General features: G+C 29.1%; 17 protein-coding genes. 16 read left to right on the top strand and 1 reads right to left on the bottom strand.

The window, feature by feature from the left end:
* The first annotated feature begins 164 nt into the window (after positions 1-164).
* Entirely contained in the window at positions 165-416 is a 252-nt protein-coding gene (locus H8923_RS10915; RefSeq protein WP_153924839.1) for a TM1266 family iron-only hydrogenase system putative regulator, read from the top strand.
* A gap of 121 nt (positions 417-537) precedes the next feature.
* Entirely contained in the window at positions 538-1,989 is a 1,452-nt protein-coding gene (gene hydG / locus H8923_RS10920; protein WP_153924842.1) for a [FeFe] hydrogenase H-cluster radical SAM maturase HydG, read from the top strand.
* A 61-nt stretch (positions 1,990-2,050) separates the two neighbouring features.
* Here hydG and H8923_RS10925 read toward each other — a convergent pair whose 3' ends face one another.
* Entirely contained in the window at positions 2,051-2,791 is a 741-nt protein-coding gene (locus tag H8923_RS10925; protein ID WP_153924845.1) for a hypothetical protein, read from the bottom strand.
* Positions 2,792-3,068: 277 nt separating this feature from the next.
* On the opposite strand from H8923_RS10925, the gene H8923_RS10930 reads away from it, so the two are divergent.
* From H8923_RS10930 to H8923_RS10995, 14 genes are all read left to right on the top strand, one after another.
* The gene (locus tag H8923_RS10930) at positions 3,069-3,542 is read left to right on the top strand and encodes a MarR family winged helix-turn-helix transcriptional regulator (RefSeq protein WP_153924848.1); all 474 of its coding nucleotides are present in this window, start codon (positions 3,069-3,071) and stop codon (positions 3,540-3,542) included.
* Between the two features lie 18 nt (positions 3,543-3,560).
* Positions 3,561-5,816 carry an ABC transporter ATP-binding protein gene (locus H8923_RS10935; RefSeq protein ID WP_153924851.1) on the top strand — a complete coding sequence of 752 codons (2,256 nt, stop codon included), beginning with the start codon at positions 3,561-3,563 and terminating at the stop codon, positions 5,814-5,816.
* The gene (locus H8923_RS10940; protein WP_153924854.1) at positions 5,809-7,665 is read left to right on the top strand and encodes an ABC transporter ATP-binding protein; all 1,857 of its coding nucleotides are present in this window, start codon (positions 5,809-5,811) and stop codon (positions 7,663-7,665) included. The genes H8923_RS10935 and H8923_RS10940 overlap by 8 nt, the downstream gene beginning before the upstream one ends.
* A 223-nt stretch (positions 7,666-7,888) precedes the next feature.
* The gene (locus tag H8923_RS10945; protein ID WP_153924857.1) at positions 7,889-8,575 is read left to right on the top strand and encodes a GntR family transcriptional regulator; all 687 of its coding nucleotides are present in this window, start codon (positions 7,889-7,891) and stop codon (positions 8,573-8,575) included.
* Between the two features lie 371 nt (positions 8,576-8,946).
* Positions 8,947-9,558, top strand: a complete 612-nt coding sequence (locus tag H8923_RS10950) for a bifunctional 4-hydroxy-2-oxoglutarate aldolase/2-dehydro-3-deoxy-phosphogluconate aldolase (RefSeq protein WP_153924860.1) — start codon at positions 8,947-8,949, stop codon at positions 9,556-9,558.
* Positions 9,539-10,570, top strand: a complete 1,032-nt coding sequence (locus H8923_RS10955; protein WP_153924863.1) for a sugar kinase — start codon at positions 9,539-9,541, stop codon at positions 10,568-10,570. Before H8923_RS10950 ends, H8923_RS10955 begins: the two co-directional genes overlap by 20 nt.
* A gap of 32 nt (positions 10,571-10,602) precedes the next feature.
* Positions 10,603-12,096, top strand: a complete 1,494-nt coding sequence (locus H8923_RS10960; protein WP_153924866.1) for a tagaturonate reductase — start codon at positions 10,603-10,605, stop codon at positions 12,094-12,096.
* Entirely contained in the window at positions 12,080-13,567 is a 1,488-nt protein-coding gene (locus H8923_RS10965) for a UxaA family hydrolase (protein WP_153924870.1), read from the top strand. The genes H8923_RS10960 and H8923_RS10965 overlap by 17 nt, the downstream gene beginning before the upstream one ends.
* Positions 13,568-13,585: 18 nt before the next feature.
* Positions 13,586-15,010, top strand: coding sequence for a glucuronate isomerase (gene uxaC / locus H8923_RS10970; RefSeq protein ID WP_153924873.1), 1,425 nt, complete (start codon positions 13,586-13,588; stop codon positions 15,008-15,010).
* A 189-nt stretch (positions 15,011-15,199) separates the two neighbouring features.
* Positions 15,200-16,246, top strand: coding sequence for a TRAP transporter substrate-binding protein (locus tag H8923_RS10975; protein WP_153924876.1), 1,047 nt, complete (start codon positions 15,200-15,202; stop codon positions 16,244-16,246).
* 38 nt (positions 16,247-16,284) lie between these two features.
* Entirely contained in the window at positions 16,285-16,794 is a 510-nt protein-coding gene (locus tag H8923_RS10980; RefSeq protein ID WP_153924880.1) for a TRAP transporter small permease, read from the top strand.
* A gap of 22 nt (positions 16,795-16,816) precedes the next feature.
* On the top strand, positions 16,817-18,130 hold the full coding sequence (locus H8923_RS10985) for a TRAP transporter large permease (RefSeq protein WP_153924888.1): 1,314 nt from the start codon (positions 16,817-16,819) through the stop codon (positions 18,128-18,130).
* A 147-nt stretch (positions 18,131-18,277) separates the two neighbouring features.
* Positions 18,278-18,979 (top strand): DUF6198 family protein, encoded by a 702-nt coding sequence (locus H8923_RS10990; RefSeq protein ID WP_153924891.1) that lies wholly within the window; start codon positions 18,278-18,280, stop codon positions 18,977-18,979.
* 137 nt (positions 18,980-19,116) lie between these two features.
* The gene (locus H8923_RS10995) at positions 19,117-19,557 is read left to right on the top strand and encodes a YaiI/YqxD family protein (protein WP_153924894.1); all 441 of its coding nucleotides are present in this window, start codon (positions 19,117-19,119) and stop codon (positions 19,555-19,557) included.
* Positions 19,558-19,572 lie beyond the last annotated feature (15 nt).

Raw genomic sequence — 19,572 nt, forward strand, 5'->3', positions numbered from 1 at the left:
TATCTGACCTTAAGGGGATTTGCCCAAAAGAGAAGATTTTAAAAAGTTAATCGTACTGAAATACATGAGGGTTGTTCCCGAGTGAGAAGGCGATGGTATAAGACAGAATAATAACATCCTCATGCCTATAATGGCGTGAGGATTTTTTTGAGGGGGATTTAGCAATGGAAACGAGAATTGCATTAATTGGGATAATTATAGAAGATAAAGTGGCAATACCAAAACTTAATGAAACTATACATAAATATGAACAATATATAGTTGGGAGGATGGGTATTCCATATAGAGAAAAGGGAATATCTATTATCAGTATTATAATTGATGCCAGCAATGATGTGATTAACTCATTATCAGGAAAGCTTGGTATGATTAAAGGAATTAATGTAAAAATAAATTATTCAAAGATCAATAAATAAATCCTACTTCATCTTAAGCCATCACTTTTTGTCAACTATGAACATCGTAAACATATCAGATTCAGTTTAATAATCAAATATTTAAGGCTGAAGAAAAATAATATAAAAAGGGGTATGGGGAATGTATGATGTAAAAACAAAAAGTGTATATAATGCAAAATCAAGTATAGCTACAGAATTTATAAATCATGAGGAGATACTAGATACTCTTGAATATGCAAAGCAAAATAAAGATAATAAGGAGTTAATAGAAAATATTTTAAACAAGGCAAATAGATACAAAGGATTAACTCACAGAGAGGCAGCTGTGTTACTTGAATGTGAAGATAAAGATTTAATTCAAAAGATGTTTATGTTGGCAGAGGATATAAAAAAGAAATTCTATGGCAATAGAATTGTAATGTTTGCTCCTCTATATCTTTCAAATTATTGTATAAATGGCTGTGTTTACTGCCCTTATCATTTGAAAAATAAAACTATATCAAGAAAGAAACTTACTCAAGAAGAAATAAAAAAAGAGGTTATGGCTCTTCAAGATTTAGGTCATAAAAGATTAGCATTAGAAGCTGGAGAAGATCCTAAAATGAACCCTATTGAATATATACTAGAATGTATAGATACTATTTATAGTATAAAGCATAAAAATGGAGCAATACGTAGGGTGAATGTAAATATTGCGGCAACAACAGTTGAAAATTATAAAAAGTTAAAAGATGCAGGTATAGGAACATATATATTGTTTCAAGAAACTTATAATAAAGAGTCGTATGAAAGACTTCATCCAACAGGGCCTAAGAGTGATTATGCATACCATACAGAGGCCATGGATAGAGCTATGGAAGGTGGTATAGATGACGTTGGTCTAGGAGTTTTATATGGTTTAAATACCTATAAATATGATTTTGTTGGGATACTTATGCATGCAGAACATTTAGAAGCTAAGTTTGGGGTAGGACCTCATACTATAAGTGTTCCAAGAATACGTCCTGCAGATGATATAAATCCTGATGATTTCCCCGATAGTGTTCCAGATGATGTGTTCCAAAAAATAGTAGCTGTACTTCGTATAGCAGTTCCATATACAGGTATGATAGTTTCAACAAGAGAATCCCAGGCAACTAGGGAAAAAGTACTACATCTAGGTGTATCTCAAATAAGTGGAGCATCATGTACATCTGTTGGAGGTTATGCAGATAGAATTGAGGGAAAAAAGGAAGACATAAATACATCTCAATTTGACATTGATGATGATAGAACGTTAGATGAAGTTGTGGGTTGGCTACTAGAGATGGGATATATTCCAAGTTTTTGTACGGCTTGTTATCGTGAGGGTAGAACTGGTGATAGATTTATGAAGCTTGTTAAATCAGGGCAAATAGCAAACTGTTGTCAACCTAATGCACTGATGACATTAAAAGAGTACTTAGAAGATTATGCAGCAGAAGATACAAAAAATAAAGGCGAACTATTAATAGCTAAAGAAGTTGAGAAAATACCAAATGAGAAGATTAAAAAGATAGTTATAGAACATCTAAATGATTTACAAGAAGGAAAACGAGATTTTAGATTTTAGATAAAAATAAATGCCATAGATAGGTTTATACTAACTATCTATGGCATTTATTTTTTTTATTTTAAGCGTTTTTATAATTATCTCTATAATTATAAGAATTTATAAGGGTATCGAGTTTAAACTTAGGATATATAGGTTTATTATCCCATACTAAAGTCTTTACGTGATAGCTTTTATATTCTTCTGTATCTTTTTTAAAATATTTATAAATTGATAATTTTAGCATATCTTCTTTATTATTAAAGTTCATATATGTTAAATAAGAATCTTTTATATTTGGATTATTTAAAGTTAAATTATAAAATTTACCTTCTACTATTTTTAGTTTTTCTAACAATCCTTTAGTAGCTTCGCTTAATTCATTGTTTATATATTGAAAATCTCTTGAACAATTAGTTAAATCTTCCATAATATTATACTGTATATTTTTTATTTGTCCGTTTAGAACTCTTGATAGAAAAAATAATTCTCCAAGCTCTTTTTCTTTTTCATTTTCTCCACTTAAAAGTAATCTAATTGAAGATAAATCATTACGAGAAAAAATTGTTAGTTGAGTTCCTTGATTAAATACGATTTTTAATGGAAATTTTAATTTTGAAGAGTCTATTTCTTCCTTTAAAACAGAATTTTCAACAATAAAAAATCTGCTATTCTCGAAAATAGCAAAGTTATCACCATAATTGTAATATAAAGTTTTAGTAGGAACTTCATCTCCGAAACTAAAGTTAATTAAATTTTCAGAGCACTTTATTATTTTTCCTTCATTATTTATTGTTGGGTAATAAAAGCATTGAAACACCATCGTTTATCACATCCTATAATTAATATTTTAATAAAATCTCTAACTACAATATAATTATAACTATAAAATTCAAAGTCATGATGTGTATGATTATAAAATTATAAAAAACTTTTTTTATATATAATCGTGCTATTTATATATTAGATATTGGAAATAACTAAATTTATAAAAAGATATATTAATAATTCTATTGACTAATATAAAATAGTTAACTAAAATAATAGTTATCATTATTAACTATTTCCTATGTTAACTAAAATTGGAGGTTAAATTATAAATGGATGTATCAAAAGATAAATCAAAAGAGCTATTAAGTGCTATAACACGAATCAATAAGCTTGCTCATAATGGATTTAGGAAAAAGAATATGCCTAATAGAGAGTTTATGTTTTTAAAAACTATTAAATATCTAAAAAATGGTGAAGGTATAAGTGAGTATTCTTCAAAAGGCGTAAAGGCATCTGATTTAAGTAAGTTTTTATCGATTACAAAGCCAGCTATTTCAAAATTGATAAATACGTTAGAAGAAAAGGGATTTGTTGAGAGAATAACGGATAAATCAGATAGAAGAGTTGTCTACATCAACATAACTAAAAATGGTGAGCAAATTCTAGCTGAAGAAACAAAAATGTTTGAAGAATTTACTCATAGAATTGTAGAAAAAATGGGCGAAGAAGATACTGATGAAATGATACGTTTATTTAAAAAGATGTATGATACTATTGTTGAAATGGAATGTGAATATAAATAATATAAAGGAGTATAAGTGATGAATAAGTTAGTAAAATATTTAAAAAAATCTACCATATCAATTATTTTCATCGTGGCATTATTGATAGGTCAAGCAATTTGTGAACTTGCACTACCTGATTATACATCAAGTATAGTAAATGTTGGTATACAACAAGGTGGGGTAGAAAATGCAGTACCCGAAGTAATAAGAAAGAGCGAACTAGATAAAATTACATTATTTATTAGTTCAGAAAATAAAGATAAAGTACTAGAAAATTATAATTTGTTAAGTAAGAATTCTATTTCATCAGAAGAATTCGATAAATACAAAGAAGAATATCCAGCTTTAGAAAAAGAAGACCTTTATAAATTAAAAACTACTAATAAGGAAACGATAGACGAATTAAGTGGTATATTAGGTAAGCCAATATTAATAGTATCTGGAATTGAAAATGGTGGTACGGAAGTTGAGGCTATTAAAAAACAAATGATGGCAAATCTTCCACCTTCAGCTACACAAAATGGAAATGTTGATATATTTAAATTATTATCATCAATGCCCAAAGAAAATTTAACTGCTATTACAAAAGAAATAGATAAAAACTTTAAAAACTTACCAGAAACTATGGTAGATCAAAGTGCAGTTAATTATGTGAAAGGTGAGTATGAAACAATAGGGATTAATACAGAAAAGATGCAAAATAACTATATCATAATGACTGGTTTAAAAATGTTAGGAATAACACTATTAAGTGTTTTTGCATCAGTTTTAGTAGGACTATTAGGAGCTAAAGTTGCAGCTACCTTAGGTAAAGATTTAAGAAGTTCTGTATTTAAGAAAGTTATGTCATTTTCAAATAAAGAAATAACTGAATTCTCTACAGCATCTTTAATAACTCGTAGTACTAATGATATACAACAAATACAAATGATGATGGTAATGGTTTTAAGAATCGTATTCTACGCACCTATATTAGGTTTAGGTGGTGTACTAAAAGTATTACAGACTAATACATCTATGACTTGGATTATTGGTGTAGGTGTTGCATCTGTTTTAGTATTAGTTATGATAATGTTTATAGTCGTTATGCCTAGATTCAAAATATTACAAAATCTGGTTGATAGACTTAACTTAGTAAGTAGAGAGATTCTTACAGGCCTTCCAGTTATAAGAGCATTTAGTACTGAGAAATATGAAGAACAGAGATTTGAAAAAGCAAATAAAGATTTAACTAAGGTCAATGTTTTTGTTAATAGAGTAATGTCATGTATGATGCCAGCAATGATGTTTGTGATGAATGCTATCACAGTATTAATTGTATGGAATGGAGCGCATAGCATAGATGCGGGTACAATGCAAGTTGGTGATATGATGGCATTTATACAATATACAATGCAAATAGTAATGTCATTCTTAATGATATCAATGGTATCAGTTATGTTACCAAGAGCATTAGTATCTCTTGATCGTATAGATAAAGTTTTAAATACAGATATTTCTATAAAAGATCCAGAAAAGCCAGTTAAGTTTAAAAAAGATAAAAAAGGAGTTATTGAGTTTAAGAATGTTTCATTTAGATATCCAGACGCAGAAGAGGATATATTAACTGATATTTCATTTACAGCCAATGCAGGAGAAACAACAGCATTTATAGGAAGTACTGGTAGTGGAAAGTCAACATTAATTAACTTAATACCTAGATTCTTTGATGTTACTAAAGGTGAGATATTAGTAGATGGCGTAAACATAAAAGATGTTACACAACATGATTTAAGAGAAAAAATAGGATACGTACCTCAAAAAGGTATATTATTCTCAGGAACAATAGATTCAAATTTAAGATATGGTAAAAAAGAAGCTACAGAAGGAGATATAAATAAGGCAGCAAGAATAGCTCAAGCTACAGAATTTATAGAATCTAAGCCAGAAAAATATGAAACTGAAATTTCACAAGGTGGGACTAATGTTTCAGGAGGTCAAAAGCAAAGACTTTCTATTGCTAGAGCTATAGCCAAAGATCCAGAAATTTATATATTTGATGATAGTTTTTCTGCCTTAGATTTTAAGACTGATGCAAAACTACGTAAATCTTTAAAGGAAGAGATATCAGAAAGTACTGTATTGATTGTCGCACAGAGAATAAGCACAATTTTAAATGCAGAGCAAATAATTGTTCTTGATGAAGGTAAAATGGTAGGAAAAGGAACTCATAAAGAGCTTTTAAATAATTGTGAAGTCTACAAGCAAATAGCTTTATCACAACTTTCAAAGGAGGAGCTAGCTAATGAGTAATAATCAAAAACGAAAAAGAATGGGAGGCCCTATGGGGCATGGTCCTATGAATGGTGCAGGAGAAAAAGCTAAAGATTTTAAGGGAACAATGAAAACTTTACTAGGTTATTTAAGTAAATTTAAAATCTCTATAATATTAGTTATAATATTTGCAATTGGAAGTGTATCATTCTCAGTTGTAGGACCTAAAATATTAGGTAAAGCTACAACTAAAATATTTGAAGGTTTAGTTGCTAAAGTTTCGGGAGCAACAGGAGCTGGAATTGATTTTGATGCAATTGGAAAAATATTAATGGCGTTAATTGGATTATATGTATTAAGTGCAATATTCTCATTTATACAAGGATTTGTAATGAGTGGAATATCTCAAAAAATTGCATATAACTTAAGAAATGAATTATCTGAGAAGATAAATAGATTACCAATGAGATACTTTGACTCAAAAACGCATGGTGAAGTTTTATCTAGGATTACTAATGATATAGATACTTTAAGTCAGAGTTTAAATCAAAGTATGACTCAGTTAATAACATCAGTAACTACAATTATAGGTGTACTTGTAATGATGCTGTCTATAAGCTGGCTTATGACAGGAGTAACTTTACTTATACTACCTATATCCATGCTATTAATATCATTAATAGTAAAAAAATCACAAAAATACTTTAAAGCTCAACAAGAATATTTAGGGCATGTAAATGGTCAAGTTGAAGAATTATATGGTGGCCATAATATAGTAAAAGTGTTTAATGGAGAAGAAGAAGCTGTAAATGAATTTGATAAATTAAATAACACTTTATATCAATCAGCATGGAAGTCTCAATTTTTATCTGGTATAATGCAACCTCTTATGATGTTTGTAGGTAACCTAGGCTATGTTGTTGTTGCGATATTAGGTGGATGGCTAGCTATTAGAAAAACGATTGAGGTTGGAGATATACAATCATTTATACAGTATGTAAGAAACTTTACACAACCACTAGCTCAAGTAGCTCAAGTTACTAACTTGCTACAATCTACTGCAGCAGCTGCAGAAAGAGTTTTTGAATTCTTAGATGAAGAAGAAGAAGACCAAATTGCAGAAAATGCTGTTAGTGTAAAAGGTATAGAAGGTAAAATTGACTTTGATCATGTTAAGTTTGGATATAACCCAGATAAAATTATAATCAAAGACTTTACAGCGCATGTAAAACCAGGACAAAAGATTGCTATAGTAGGGCCTACAGGAGCAGGAAAGACAACTATTGTAAAACTTTTAATGAGATTCTATGATGTTAATTCTGGAGCGATACTAATAGACAATCATAATATAAAGGATTTTAATAGAAGTGAATTGAGAGAATTATTTGGTATGGTTCTTCAAGATACGTGGTTATTTAATGGAAGTATTAAAGATAATATTAGATATGGTAGATTAGATGCAAGTGATGAACAAGTTATAGAAGCTGCAAAAGCTGCGCATGTACATCATTTTATAAAAACTTTACCAGATGGATATAATATGGTGTTAAATGAAGAAGCAAGTAACGTGTCACAAGGGCAAAAGCAGTTACTTACAATTGCTCGTGCTATACTTGCAGATCCTAAAATATTGATCTTAGATGAAGCAACTAGCTCAGTAGATACAAGAACAGAAATATTAATTCAAAAAGCTATGGATAACCTTATGGAAAATAGAACTAGCTTTATAATAGCACATAGATTATCTACTATAAAAAATGCTGATCTAATATTAGTAATGAATGAGGGAGATATAATTGAAATTGGTAATCATGAAAAGCTACTAGCTCAAAATGGATTCTATGCAAATCTATACAACTCCCAATTTGAAAAAGATGAGGCTATGTAAATTAATATTGATTAATTAGAGAATATAAATTAAAATAATATAAGCTTTACAATATAAATAAACATAACAACAAAGGCAGATAAAATAATTTTATCTGCCTTTTACTTATAGAAATTAGTTCTAACATAATAACGTATAAACTTGATTTATTTTTTATGTTTAGTATACTAGTTATAGAATTCTAGATAAATATAGTATGATTATATTTAGGGGGTGAGTTACATTGATACTATATGAAAGAAAAGATAAAGAGACAGGAAAAGAGTATGCATATAGAGTTTTAAAAGAAAATATAATGTCTTTAGAGTTAAAGCCGGGTGAGCTATTAAGTGAACTTGAGTTAGCAGAAAAACTGAATTTATCAAGAACTCCAATCAGAGAAGTAATAATGAGATTGAAAAGTGAACATTTAATAGAAGTAAAACCTCAATCTGGGACATATGTATCTCTTATAGATATTGATTTAATAGATGAAGCTTTGTTTATGAGATTTGCGGTAGAAGAGAAAGTACTAAAATTAGCATGTGAAAGCTTCCCGCGTGAAACAATGATAGAGTTAGAAAAAAACGTATTTGCACAAGAAATAATAGCTAATATGGAGGGTGGAGAAACTGAATTTCACAAGTTGGATACTGGTTTCCATGAATTATTATTTTCAGGGGTTAATAAAAAACATATATGGGCTAGTATACTAAATATAAGTACTCATTATAATAGAATGAGATTGTTAACTCAGAAAAAAGATTCTAAAAAATCTGTAGTGGAGCAGCATAGAGAATTTTTAAATGTTATTAATAATAAAGATATAAGTAAGGTAGAAGAATTAATAGATAAACATATGAAGTTTTCAATGAAGAGCTGGGATTATCTAATAAAGCATGATGCAGAAATATCTAAATATTTTAAGTAAAAATTGCATGATACATAAAAATATTATAAAAAGATGTGATTAGTTTATGATCACATCTTTTTTTAGATTATAGTTTATTTATAAATGATGTATACAAGTTTGATAAAAATAAATTTTTTTAATAAAATAATAAGTAAAATATTGAAATAATTTAAAAGTATTGTATAATTGAATTATATTGGTATACAAGAGGTAAAGAGAAAATGGTTTCTTGTGTGGGAAAATAAACTATAATACTAGTTAAAAGATTCATAGAAAATAATTATACATTAGTATAATAGTATAATTTATGATTAAAACTCAATGATAATATATAATCTGAGAATTTCTACATGAAGCGAACTGGTATACAAGATAATTCAGGAGGTTCTATGTTAAGTAAACTAAAAAAAGAAGGAATAGTAGCAGTTATTAGAGCAAAAGGCCATGAGGAAGCATTAGGGTATGTTAATGCATGTTTGAATGGAGGTATTAAAGCCTTAGAGCTAACTTATACAATACCTAATGTAGTAGAGCTTATAAAAGAGGTTAAAAAGAATTATGAAGATGCCTTAGTAGGTATAGGAAGTGTACTTAATGGTAAAATGGCGAAAGACGCTATTGAAGCTGGTGCTGAATATGTAGTTAGTCCAGGATTTTCAGATGAAGTAAGTGATATATGTAAAGAATTAGGAGTTATATATTTACCAGGATGTATGACTGTAACTGAAATAATGTATGCGTTAGAAAAAGGAAATAAAATGGTTAAGTTATTCCCAGGAGATGTATTTGGAGCTAAGTATGTTAAAGCAGTTAAAGCACCAATTCCTCATGTTGAAATAATGCCTACAGGTGGAGTTAGTATAGATAATATAGATGAATGGTTTAAGATGGGGGTTTCTTGTGTAGGGGTAGGAAGTTCTTTATTTAATGCAGGAAGCTTAAAAGACATAGAAAATTTAGCTAAGGAGTTTGTAAATAAAATTGAAAAGATTAGAAGTTAATAATGATGGAAAGGTTTTAGGTTTCGGTGAAGTTATGCTAAGACTTACACCTCCATGTTTTCAAAAAGTAATACAGGCAAATTCTTTTGATGCTACTTATGCTGGTGGAGAAGCAAATGTTATCTGTAGTTTAAGTATGTTTGGACATGATACAAAATTTGTTACAAAGGTACCAGATAATACATTAGGAGAAAAAGTAATCAGAGATTTGAATTCTTTTGGAATTTATACTAAGGAAATTATAAAGGGAGAAGGAAGACTAGGGATTTACTTCTTAGAACAAGGTAATGGACTTAGAAATTCTGATGTTACATATGATAGAAAATATTCAGCTATATCGTTAGCTAAAAGAAATGAATTTAATATAGAAGAAATGCTAAATGATGTAAAGTTAATTCATGTGTCAGGTATAAATCCTGCATTAAGTAAAGAGATAAAAGATTTAACTTTAGAAATTGCAAAGGAAGCTAAGAAAAGAAATATAGTTGTTTCTTATGATTCAAACTTCAGATCTAAGTTATGGAGCTTAGAAGAAGCTAGAGAGTTCATGCTTGAAATACTTCCATTTGTGGATATTGTATTTTTAGGTATATTAGATTTTAAAAATATATTAGAGTATGAAGTGGATGAAGGATTGGAATTTGAAGATTGTTTAACTTTATTATACAAGAAGTTATTTGATAATTATCCTAATTTACAATATGCCTCATGTACAAAAAGAAAAGTTAACACAGTAAATAATAATTCACTACAAGGATTTTTATTCGATGGGGAAAAGTTAAATAAATCAAAATTATATACCTTTGACATATTAGATAGAGTTGGCGGAGGAGATTCTTATACAGCTGGTATATTACACGGGTTGTTAAGAAATTTAAATAGTGAAGATGTAGTAGAGTTTGCAACTTGCGCGAGTGTTTTAAAACATAGTATTCAAGGTGATATAAACTTAGTTTGTTTAGATGATGTTGAGACACTTATGACATCAGGATTACAAAATATAAAAAGGTAAAATTTTTAAGATATAAAGGGAGATAAATTAATATGAGTAATGAAATAAGAAATTTAAGTATGGATTGCTTAACTGAATCTCAAAGAATACATCATGAAAAGGTATTAAACAGTCCGATAAAAATAATGCAGATAGGAGAAGGAAACTTCTTAATGTCATTCTTTGACTGGATGGTAGACCAAGCAATAAAAACAGGTAACTATGATGGATCGATAGCATTAACTTGTCCTTTAAACCATGATGGAAAAATAAATACACTAAAGTCTCAAGATAATTTATATACAGTAATTCAAAGAGGATTTAAAGGCGATACAGAGGTATTTGAACAAGATATAATATCTGTATTTTCAAAAGTATTTAATTATAATTCAGAATGGGATACTTTTATGGAAATAGCAGAACAAGAAAGTTTAGAAGTTGTAATATCAAATACTACTGAAGCTGGACTTGCTTACAAAAAAGTAGAACTTGAAAATGTATGTACAGAAGGTTTATACCCAGGTAAGCTTACTGCATTCTTAATGCATAGATTTGAAGTTTTAGGTAACATTTCTAAAAAACTTCTTATATTCCCTTGTGAACTAGTTGCAGAAAATGGAAGAGTGTTAAAAGAGTTTGTAGCTAAACATTCTGAAGATTTTAGAGCATCAGAAGAGTTTAAGACTTGGGTTGAAGAGAATTGTGTATTCTTAAATAACTTGGTTGATAGAATAGTTCCTGGTTACCCAAGAGAAGATTCACAAGCTTACTTTGAAAGATTAGGATATAAAGATGGTGCAATGTCTATGTGTGAACCATACTTTTTATGGGCTATAGAAGGAAGTGAAGAACTAGATAAGATATTACCGCTAAATGCAACTGGACTTAATGTACAGTGGTTAGAATCTTTACATGATACTCAATTATTAAAAGTTAGAATATTAAATGGATCTCATACATTAATAACACCACAAAGTATACTAAAAGGATTTAATCAAGTTGATGAAGTTGTAGAAAATGAAACAATGAAAGAATATTTAAATGAAACATTAGAAAAAGAAATATTACCTTCATTAAAAAATAGAACAGGAAATAAAGAAGAATTTGCATCTACTGTACTTGGAAGATTTAGAAATCCACATATAAAACATAAATTAGAATCAATATCTATGAATTCAGTGTCTAAGTTCCAAAATAGATTATGGCCGACAGTGAAGTCTTTCATAGAAGATAATAATAAATTGCCTGAAAATATGATGGTAGGTTTAGCAGGACTTTTAAGATTTTATCAAATAGAAAAAACAGAAAATGGATATATAGGTCATGATTTTAATGGAAATGAGTATAAAGTATTCGATACTCCAGAAGTATTAGAATTTATGAGTGAAGCACATTCCAAGTTCAAAGAAAAGAATGAGGAATATGTAAGATATATATTAAGTGAATCAAAACTTTGGGGAGAAGACTTAACTATCTATTTAAACATAGTTGAAGTTGTCTCTGAAAAATTACAAACAATGGAGAAGGAATATGAGCCAGTTCATTAAGATAAATAAAGAAGATGATGTAGTTGTACTATTAGCTGATGGTGTCAAAGGGGACACTATCAGCTTAGATGATAAAAATATAACATTATTACAAGATACTCCAAAAGGTCACAAGGTGGCAGTAAAGGAAATATCTAAGGGAAATGATGTATTAAAGTATGGATATAGCATAGGGAAAGCTAAGGAAAATATAAAAATTGGAGAATGGATACATTCTCATAATATGAGTACTGGATTAGATGGTATATTAGAGTATGAATTCAACAAAAATGATTTAAATCAACCTAAAAGGGATGAAGACATTTTCTTTAAAGGATATGTTCGTGAAAATGGAGATGTTGGAATTAGAAATGAAATATGGGTTATAAATACAGTTGGATGTATAAATAAAACATGCGCTTTATTAGTTAAAGAAGGTAACAATCTTATAAATGATAAAGTTGATGGTGTTCATTACTTTGAGCATCCACATGGATGCTCTCAATTAGGTAGTGATTTAGAGAATACAAGAAAAATACTTTCGGGATTAGTAAATCATCCAAATGCAGCAGGGGTTCTAGTAGTAGGCCTTGGATGTGAAAATAATACTTTAGCAAGTTTTAAAGAAATATTAGAACCTATCAATCATAATAGAATTAAATTCTTAAATATACAAGATGTCGAAGATGAAATAGAAGAAGGAAAAAAGTTAATATCAGAATTAGTAGAATATGCTTCTAAATTCGAAAGAGAAGATGTACATATATCTAAATTAAAGATTGGTCTTAAGTGTGGAGGATCAGATGCATTCTCTGGTATTACAGCAAATCCACTTTTAGGAAGATTATCAGATGAAATAGTTGCTTTAGGTGGAACATCTATACAAACTGAAGTTCCAGAAATGTTTGGGGCTGAGACAATATTATTTGATAGAGCAGTAAACAAGGATGTATTTGATAAAAGCGTTGATTTAATAAATGATTTTAAAAAATACTTTATAAGATATGATCAAGTAATATATGAAAATCCATCTCCAGGAAATAAAAAGGGTGGAATAACAACTCTAGAAGAGAAATCATTAGGGTGTGTTCAAAAAGGTGGAAAAGCTATAGTAACAGATGTACTTGGTTATGGTGAGAGAGCAGTCAAAACAGGGCTTAATCTGCTTTATGGTCCTGGAAATGATCAAGTTGCAGTAACCGTTTTAGCAGCAGCTGGAGCTCATATGGTTTTATTTACAACTGGTAGAGGAACACCTTTTGGAGGTTCAGTTCCAACTTTAAAAATATCTACTAATACAGATTTATATAACAAGAAAAAACATTGGATAGATTTTAATGCTGGAGAGTTAATAGAAACAAAAGATACACAATCTGTAGATGATTCATTCTTTAATCTTATACTTGATACAGCTTCAGGAGATTATATAGCACAAAATGAAAGGAATGGATACAGAGAAATATCAATATTAAAAGATGGTGTAACTTTATAATAAAAGGGGGTATAAAATATGTTAAAAGATCTTACAAGAGTTAAAAAGTTTATGGATGAAGATTTCTTATTACAAAATGAAACAGCTAAATATTTATATCATGAACATGCAAAAAATATGCCTATATTTGACTTCCATTGTCACTTAATACCAAGTGAAATTGCTGAAGATAAAAAGTACAATAACATTACAGAAATATGGTTATACGGAGATCACTATAAGTGGAGAGCAATGAGAAGTTTTGGAATAGATGAGGAGTATATTACTGGAAATAAAAGTGATTTTGAAAAATTTAAAGCTTTTGCAACAGCAATGCCTTATTTAATAGGAAATCCAATATACCACTGGTCTCATTTAGAGTTGAAGACATACTTTGGAGTAGAAGAAACATTAAGTGAAAAGAATGCAGAAGAAATATGGAATAGATGTAATGAAGTTATCCAAAGTGATGATTTTAGCGCTAGAAGTATAATAAAGAAATCAAATGTTAAGTATATAGCAACGACTGATGATCCAGCTGATAACTTAGAACATCATATAAAAATAGCTAAAGATGAAAATTTTGATTGTGAAGTAAGACCTACATTAAGACCTGATAAAGCAGTAAAAATAGGAAATGAAGGATTTGCGGATTATATAAAAGTATTAGGGGCTACTGAAAATAGAACAATAACTGACTATTCAGAGCTTATGAATGTTTTAGAAAGAAGAATTGAATTTTTCGTAGAAAATGGATGTACAATAACTGACCATGCTATGGACAGAGTTTATTTCAGAAATACAAATGAAGAAGAAGTAAATGCTATATTTATAAAAGCTATAAATGGAGAATATTTAACTCAAGAAGAGATAGAAAAGTACTCTACTTTAACAATGGTTAACTTAGGTAGAATATATGCTAAACATAATATGGTTATGCAGTTACATATAGGGGCATTAAGAAATAATAATAGTAGAATGTATAGAAAATTAGGTCCAGATGTTGGATTTGATAGTATAGATGATGGTGAAGTGGCACAGCCTTTATCTAGATTATTAGATACTTTAGATGGTGAAGATAATTTACCTAAAACTATATTATATTGTTTAAATCCAAAGGATAATGAAGTATTAGGAACAATGCTTGGTAACTTCCAAGGTGGAGGTATAGCAGGGAAAATACAATTCGGTTCTGGATGGTGGTTTAATGACCAAAAGGATGGAATGGAAAGACAAATGATGGCATTATCTCAATTAGGATTATTAAGTCAATTTGTTGGTATGCTTACAGATTCTCGTAGTTTCTTATCTTATACAAGACATGAATATTTCAGAAGAATATTATGTAACTATGTTGGTGAATTAGTTGAAAATGGAGAGTACCCAGCTGATATGGATATATTAGGTAAGGTAATAGAAAATATATGTTATAATAATGCATTTAAATATTGTAAAGGAAATTAATAAAGTTCCCCTGGTTTTATTTTATGTAAAATCGGGGGATTAATCAGGATATATAGAAAAATTAGGAAAAAGAATATAAAAAAATTGAAAGTTATAAAAAAATATGTTATATTATTAACATAAAATGGAATTCTAGTATACTAGGATTTAAAAGGGATAGTAAATATATTAAAGAAGGGTGGATATTTAATGAAGATAGGAAAACGTATTGCGACTTTATTATTGGCGGCAACTATTGGATTCAGTGCTATAGGTTGTAGCAAAATCGATGGAGCAGAAAAAAAGGTTAAAGTTATAAGGGTTGCACATGGTCAAAATGAGGAGCATCCTCAACATAAAGCTATGTTAGAATTTGAAAAGTATGTAGAAGAAAAAACAAATGGGGATATAGATGTTCAGATATTTCCGAATGAATTGTTAGGTGCTACAGCACAAGCTGTTGAATTAGCTCAGACAGGGGCGGTAGATTTAGTTATAGGGGGACTTGGAACACTAGAGGCATTTAACAGTAGTTATACTGTACTAAATTTACCTTATATAATGGATAGTACAGAACATTATCACGAAGTAATGAATGATGAAGATATTATGGGAACTGTTTACGAGTCAACAAGACAAAGTGGGTTTGTAGGTTTAACTTGGTTTGATGCTGGGGTAAGAAATATATATACAACTAAAAAGCCTATAATGGAACCTGATGATTTAAAAGGTTTAAAAATAAGAGTTCAAACAAGTCCTACAAATGTAAAAATGCTTCAAGCATTAGGAGCTTCTCCAACTCCAATGTCATTTGGGGAAGTTTATACAGGGTTACAACAAAATGTAATTGATGGAGCTGAAAATAATGAGTTAGCACTAATAAATAACAAGCATGGAGAAGTTGCTAAACATTATTCTTATAACATGCATGCTATGTTACCAGATATATTAATTGCAAGTACTTCTTTATTAGATGACAAGTTAACAGAAGAAGAAGCACAAATTGTAATGGAAGCTGCTGATTATGCAAATAAATTCGAAGTAGAACTTTGGGAAGATGCAGCAGCAGAGGCTAAAGCTAAAGCAGAAGAGATGGGAGTTCAATTCTACTACCCAGATATAAAACCATTCCAAGATAAGATGAAAGACTTACATGCTGAATATACAAAAGATAAAGATATGAAAGCTGTTTATGATAAGATTCGTGCAAAGGGTGATGAAATATTAGCTAGAAATGCTAATACTGATAAAGAATAATAAATATTGTTAAAGTATATTATTAAAGGAGAAAATAAATGGAAGCTATTAGAAAAGGTTTAGATAAAGTATTAGAAGTTGTATGCTGTTTATTATTAGCACTAATGACAATATTTGCAACATGGCAGGTTGCATCTAGATATATATTTAATAAGCCTAGTACTGTAACAGAAGAGCTAGTATTAATATGCTTTGTTTGGATGGGATTATTAGGTGCAGCATATGTATTTGGAAAACAAGAGCATATGCGTATGTCGTTTTTAGTAGATAAGCTTAGCGAAAGAAATCAAACTAAAGTAAAGTTATTCTCAGAATTAGTAGTCATACTATTCGCAGCATTAGTATTAGTATTTGGAGGGTTTAAGATGTCGCAGTTATCAATGGGACAATCATCTTCATCATTACAAATACCTATGGGGTATATTTACCTTGCTTTACCTTTATCAGGAGTTGTAACAATAGTATACAACGTTTTAAATATATCTGATATTGTTAAAGAGTTGGCAAGTAGCAAGGAAACAAAAAATAAAAATACTAAAACGGCGTAATTAAATTAGGGGAGGAAAGCCAATGGAATTAGCATTACAAACAGGATTAACTTTATTAGCGGTATTTCCAGTATTATTGTTAATAGGAATACCGATATCAGTTACAATAGGAATATCTTCAGTTGTATCAATATTATCAGCATTGCCTTGGGAAAATGCTGTTTTTACAGCATCTCAACGTATATTCACAGGAATTAACTCATTTTCATTATTAGCAATACCATTTTTCGTATTAGCAGGTATAATAATGAATAATGGTGGTATAGCAATAAGATTAGTTAATTTTGCAACATTACTATCTGGAAAATTACCAGGATCTCTTGCACATACAAACGTTGTAGGAAATATGTTATTTGGATCTATAAGTGGATCAGGAACTGCAGCTGCTGCGGCTATAGGTGGTACAATGGCACCTCTTCAAGAAGAAGCTGGATATAATACTGATTATAGTGCGGCAGTTAATATAGCATCTGCGCCTACAGGTTTATTAATACCTCCGAGTAACTCATTAATAATATATTCGCTAGTTAGTGGAGGGACATCGGTTGCTGCATTATTTATGGCTGGGTATATCCCAGGTATATTATGGGGATTAGGGGTTATGGTCGTTGCATTCTTTATAGCTAAGAAGCAAGGATATAAAACTAATAATGAAAAAATAACATTTGCACAAGGCTTAAAAGTATTTTTAGATGCATTACCAAGCTTATCGCTAATAGTAATAATAATAGGTGGTATAATAGGGGGAATATTTACAGCTACAGAAGGTGCAGCTATAGCAGTTGTATATTCTTTATTATTAGCAATGTTCTTATATAAGTCTATAAAGATAAAAGATTTACCAAGAATATTATTAGAATCTATAAATATGACAGCTATGATAGTATTCCTGATAGGAGTTTCATCTATAATGTCATGGGTATTAGCATTTACTAATGTTCCTACATATATAACAGAATTAATATTAGGAGTATCTAACAATCCTATTGTAATACTATTAATTATGAATATATTATTATTAATAGTAGGTACTTTTATGGATTTAACTCCAGCTATATTAATATTTACGCCAATATTTTTACCTATAGCTCAAAACTTAGGTATGGATACAATACAATTCGGTATAATGTTAGTATTTAACTTATGTATAGGTACAATAACACCACCAGTTGGAAATACTCTATTTGTTGGATGTAGAGTAGCTAAAACTAAAATCGAAGGGGTAATAAAAAATATATTACCATTCTATGTATCAATATTTGTTGTTTTGATGTTAGTAACATTTGTACCACAAATAAGTCTATTCCTTCCTAAAGTTATGGGAATGATAGAATAGTTTTTTTATTATATTTTATGAGAACGGTGAACTCAAATTAAAGTAGAGTTCACCGTTTCTATATGAAAAGTGTATTTAATCATAATTTAAAGTAAAAATAAAATTTACTAAAATTAAAAGATAATTAAAAATAAAGTGAGGGGAATTATGAAAAATAAAAAATTATTTATTGGGGAATTAGCGCTGCTTATGGGTTTAATTATTAATAGTTTTGCTAATACGCTTATGGTTAAGAGTGGTTTTGGAATATCATCTATATCATCTGTACCATATACGTTGAGCTTGGTATTTGATAAGATTACTTATGGGAGTTGGAATTATATATTTCAATGCGCATTGATATTTATATTAGTCTTAATAACAAAGAAATTTAAAGTTGGCTACATTGTATCATTTTTTCTTGCAATAGTATTTGGCAATATGATAGATTTTTGTAATATATTTATTATGCAAAAGCTACCTAATAATATAATATATAATATAATATATTTCCTTATAAGTTTTTCAATGCTTTCAGTTGGAATGTCATTATTATTAAAATGCAAAACTCCAGTTTTGCCAATAGATACCTTTACAAGAGACTTAACTGAAGAATTCGATATAAATTATAAGAAGGTAAAAACTGTGTTTGATTTATCTTGCTTGGCAACAACGATAATATTTTCAGTAGTTTTTTTAAAAGGATTTGAAGGAATAGGTATTGGAACTGTTATATGTGCATTAATAACTGGAAAGGTTGTTTCTTTTGTGAATTCTTTTGTAGATGAACATTTTTATTTTAAACCGATGCTTAGTAAGAAAAGCAATAAAGAAATTAATGAAGATAATATAGCTGAAGAAATAAATTAGTAAATGAAAAATTAAAGAGTGCGTATATTATAAGTAGCTTTAATGTTATAAAGTTACTTATAATATACGCACTTATTATATATAATAAAGTTATTTGATATATAATTAATATAGAATGAAAATAATAAGGAGAAAATATGAAGCTATTAATAGATGGAGATGGATGTCCTGTAATTGATATTAGCATAAATGTTGCTAGAAAATTCAATAAAGAAGCTATTATTATATGTGATACATCACATGATTTTTCGAAATACAAAGTAGAAAAAATTGTTGTTTCTAAAGGTAATGATTCAGCTGACTTTATTATTGTTAATAAGGTAAATAGAGGAGATATTGTAGTGACACAAGATTATGGATTAGCTGCCATGGTGCTCTCAAAGGGAGGACATGCTATAAATCAAAATGGACTAGTATATAATAATGAAAATATTGATCAATTATTATTCACAAGACATATATCTAAAAAAGTAAGACAAGGTGGAGGCAGAACTAAAGGTCCAAAGAAAAGAACCAAAGATGATAATATTAGGTTTGAAGAATCATTAATTAAATTATTTGAGGAAATAGGATGTTAATTAGAAATTAAGTTA

Origin of the sequence: Romboutsia faecis, assembly GCF_014323405.1 — a bacterium.
Taxonomy (GTDB): domain Bacteria; phylum Bacillota; class Clostridia; order Peptostreptococcales; family Peptostreptococcaceae; genus Romboutsia_E; species Romboutsia_E faecis.

Bases quoted from the DNA above. Each gene is read 5' to 3' on its own strand.
- hydG (WP_153924842.1), top strand. From the start codon at position 538: ATGTATGATGTAAAAACAAAAAGTGTATATAATGCAAAATCAAGTATA.
- H8923_RS10965 (WP_153924870.1), top strand. From the start codon at position 12,080: ATGAGCCAGTTCATTAAGATAAATAAAGAAGATGATGTAGTTGTACTA.
- H8923_RS10935 (WP_153924851.1), top strand. From the start codon at position 3,561: ATGAATAAGTTAGTAAAATATTTAAAAAAATCTACCATATCAATTATT.
- H8923_RS10985 (WP_153924888.1), top strand. From the start codon at position 16,817: ATGGAATTAGCATTACAAACAGGATTAACTTTATTAGCGGTATTTCCA.
- H8923_RS10995 (WP_153924894.1), top strand. From the start codon at position 19,117: ATGAAGCTATTAATAGATGGAGATGGATGTCCTGTAATTGATATTAGC.
- H8923_RS10990 (WP_153924891.1), top strand. From the start codon at position 18,278: ATGAAAAATAAAAAATTATTTATTGGGGAATTAGCGCTGCTTATGGGT.
- H8923_RS10925 (WP_153924845.1), bottom strand. From the start codon at position 2,791: ATGGTGTTTCAATGCTTTTATTACCCAACAATAAATAATGAAGGAAAA.
- H8923_RS10950 (WP_153924860.1), top strand. From the start codon at position 8,947: ATGTTAAGTAAACTAAAAAAAGAAGGAATAGTAGCAGTTATTAGAGCA.
- uxaC (WP_153924873.1), top strand. From the start codon at position 13,586: ATGTTAAAAGATCTTACAAGAGTTAAAAAGTTTATGGATGAAGATTTC.
- H8923_RS10915 (WP_153924839.1), top strand. From the start codon at position 165: ATGGAAACGAGAATTGCATTAATTGGGATAATTATAGAAGATAAAGTG.
- H8923_RS10980 (WP_153924880.1), top strand. From the start codon at position 16,285: ATGGAAGCTATTAGAAAAGGTTTAGATAAAGTATTAGAAGTTGTATGC.
- H8923_RS10960 (WP_153924866.1), top strand. From the start codon at position 10,603: ATGAGTAATGAAATAAGAAATTTAAGTATGGATTGCTTAACTGAATCT.
- H8923_RS10940 (WP_153924854.1), top strand. From the start codon at position 5,809: ATGAGTAATAATCAAAAACGAAAAAGAATGGGAGGCCCTATGGGGCAT.
- H8923_RS10930 (WP_153924848.1), top strand. From the start codon at position 3,069: ATGGATGTATCAAAAGATAAATCAAAAGAGCTATTAAGTGCTATAACA.
- H8923_RS10975 (WP_153924876.1), top strand. From the start codon at position 15,200: ATGAAGATAGGAAAACGTATTGCGACTTTATTATTGGCGGCAACTATT.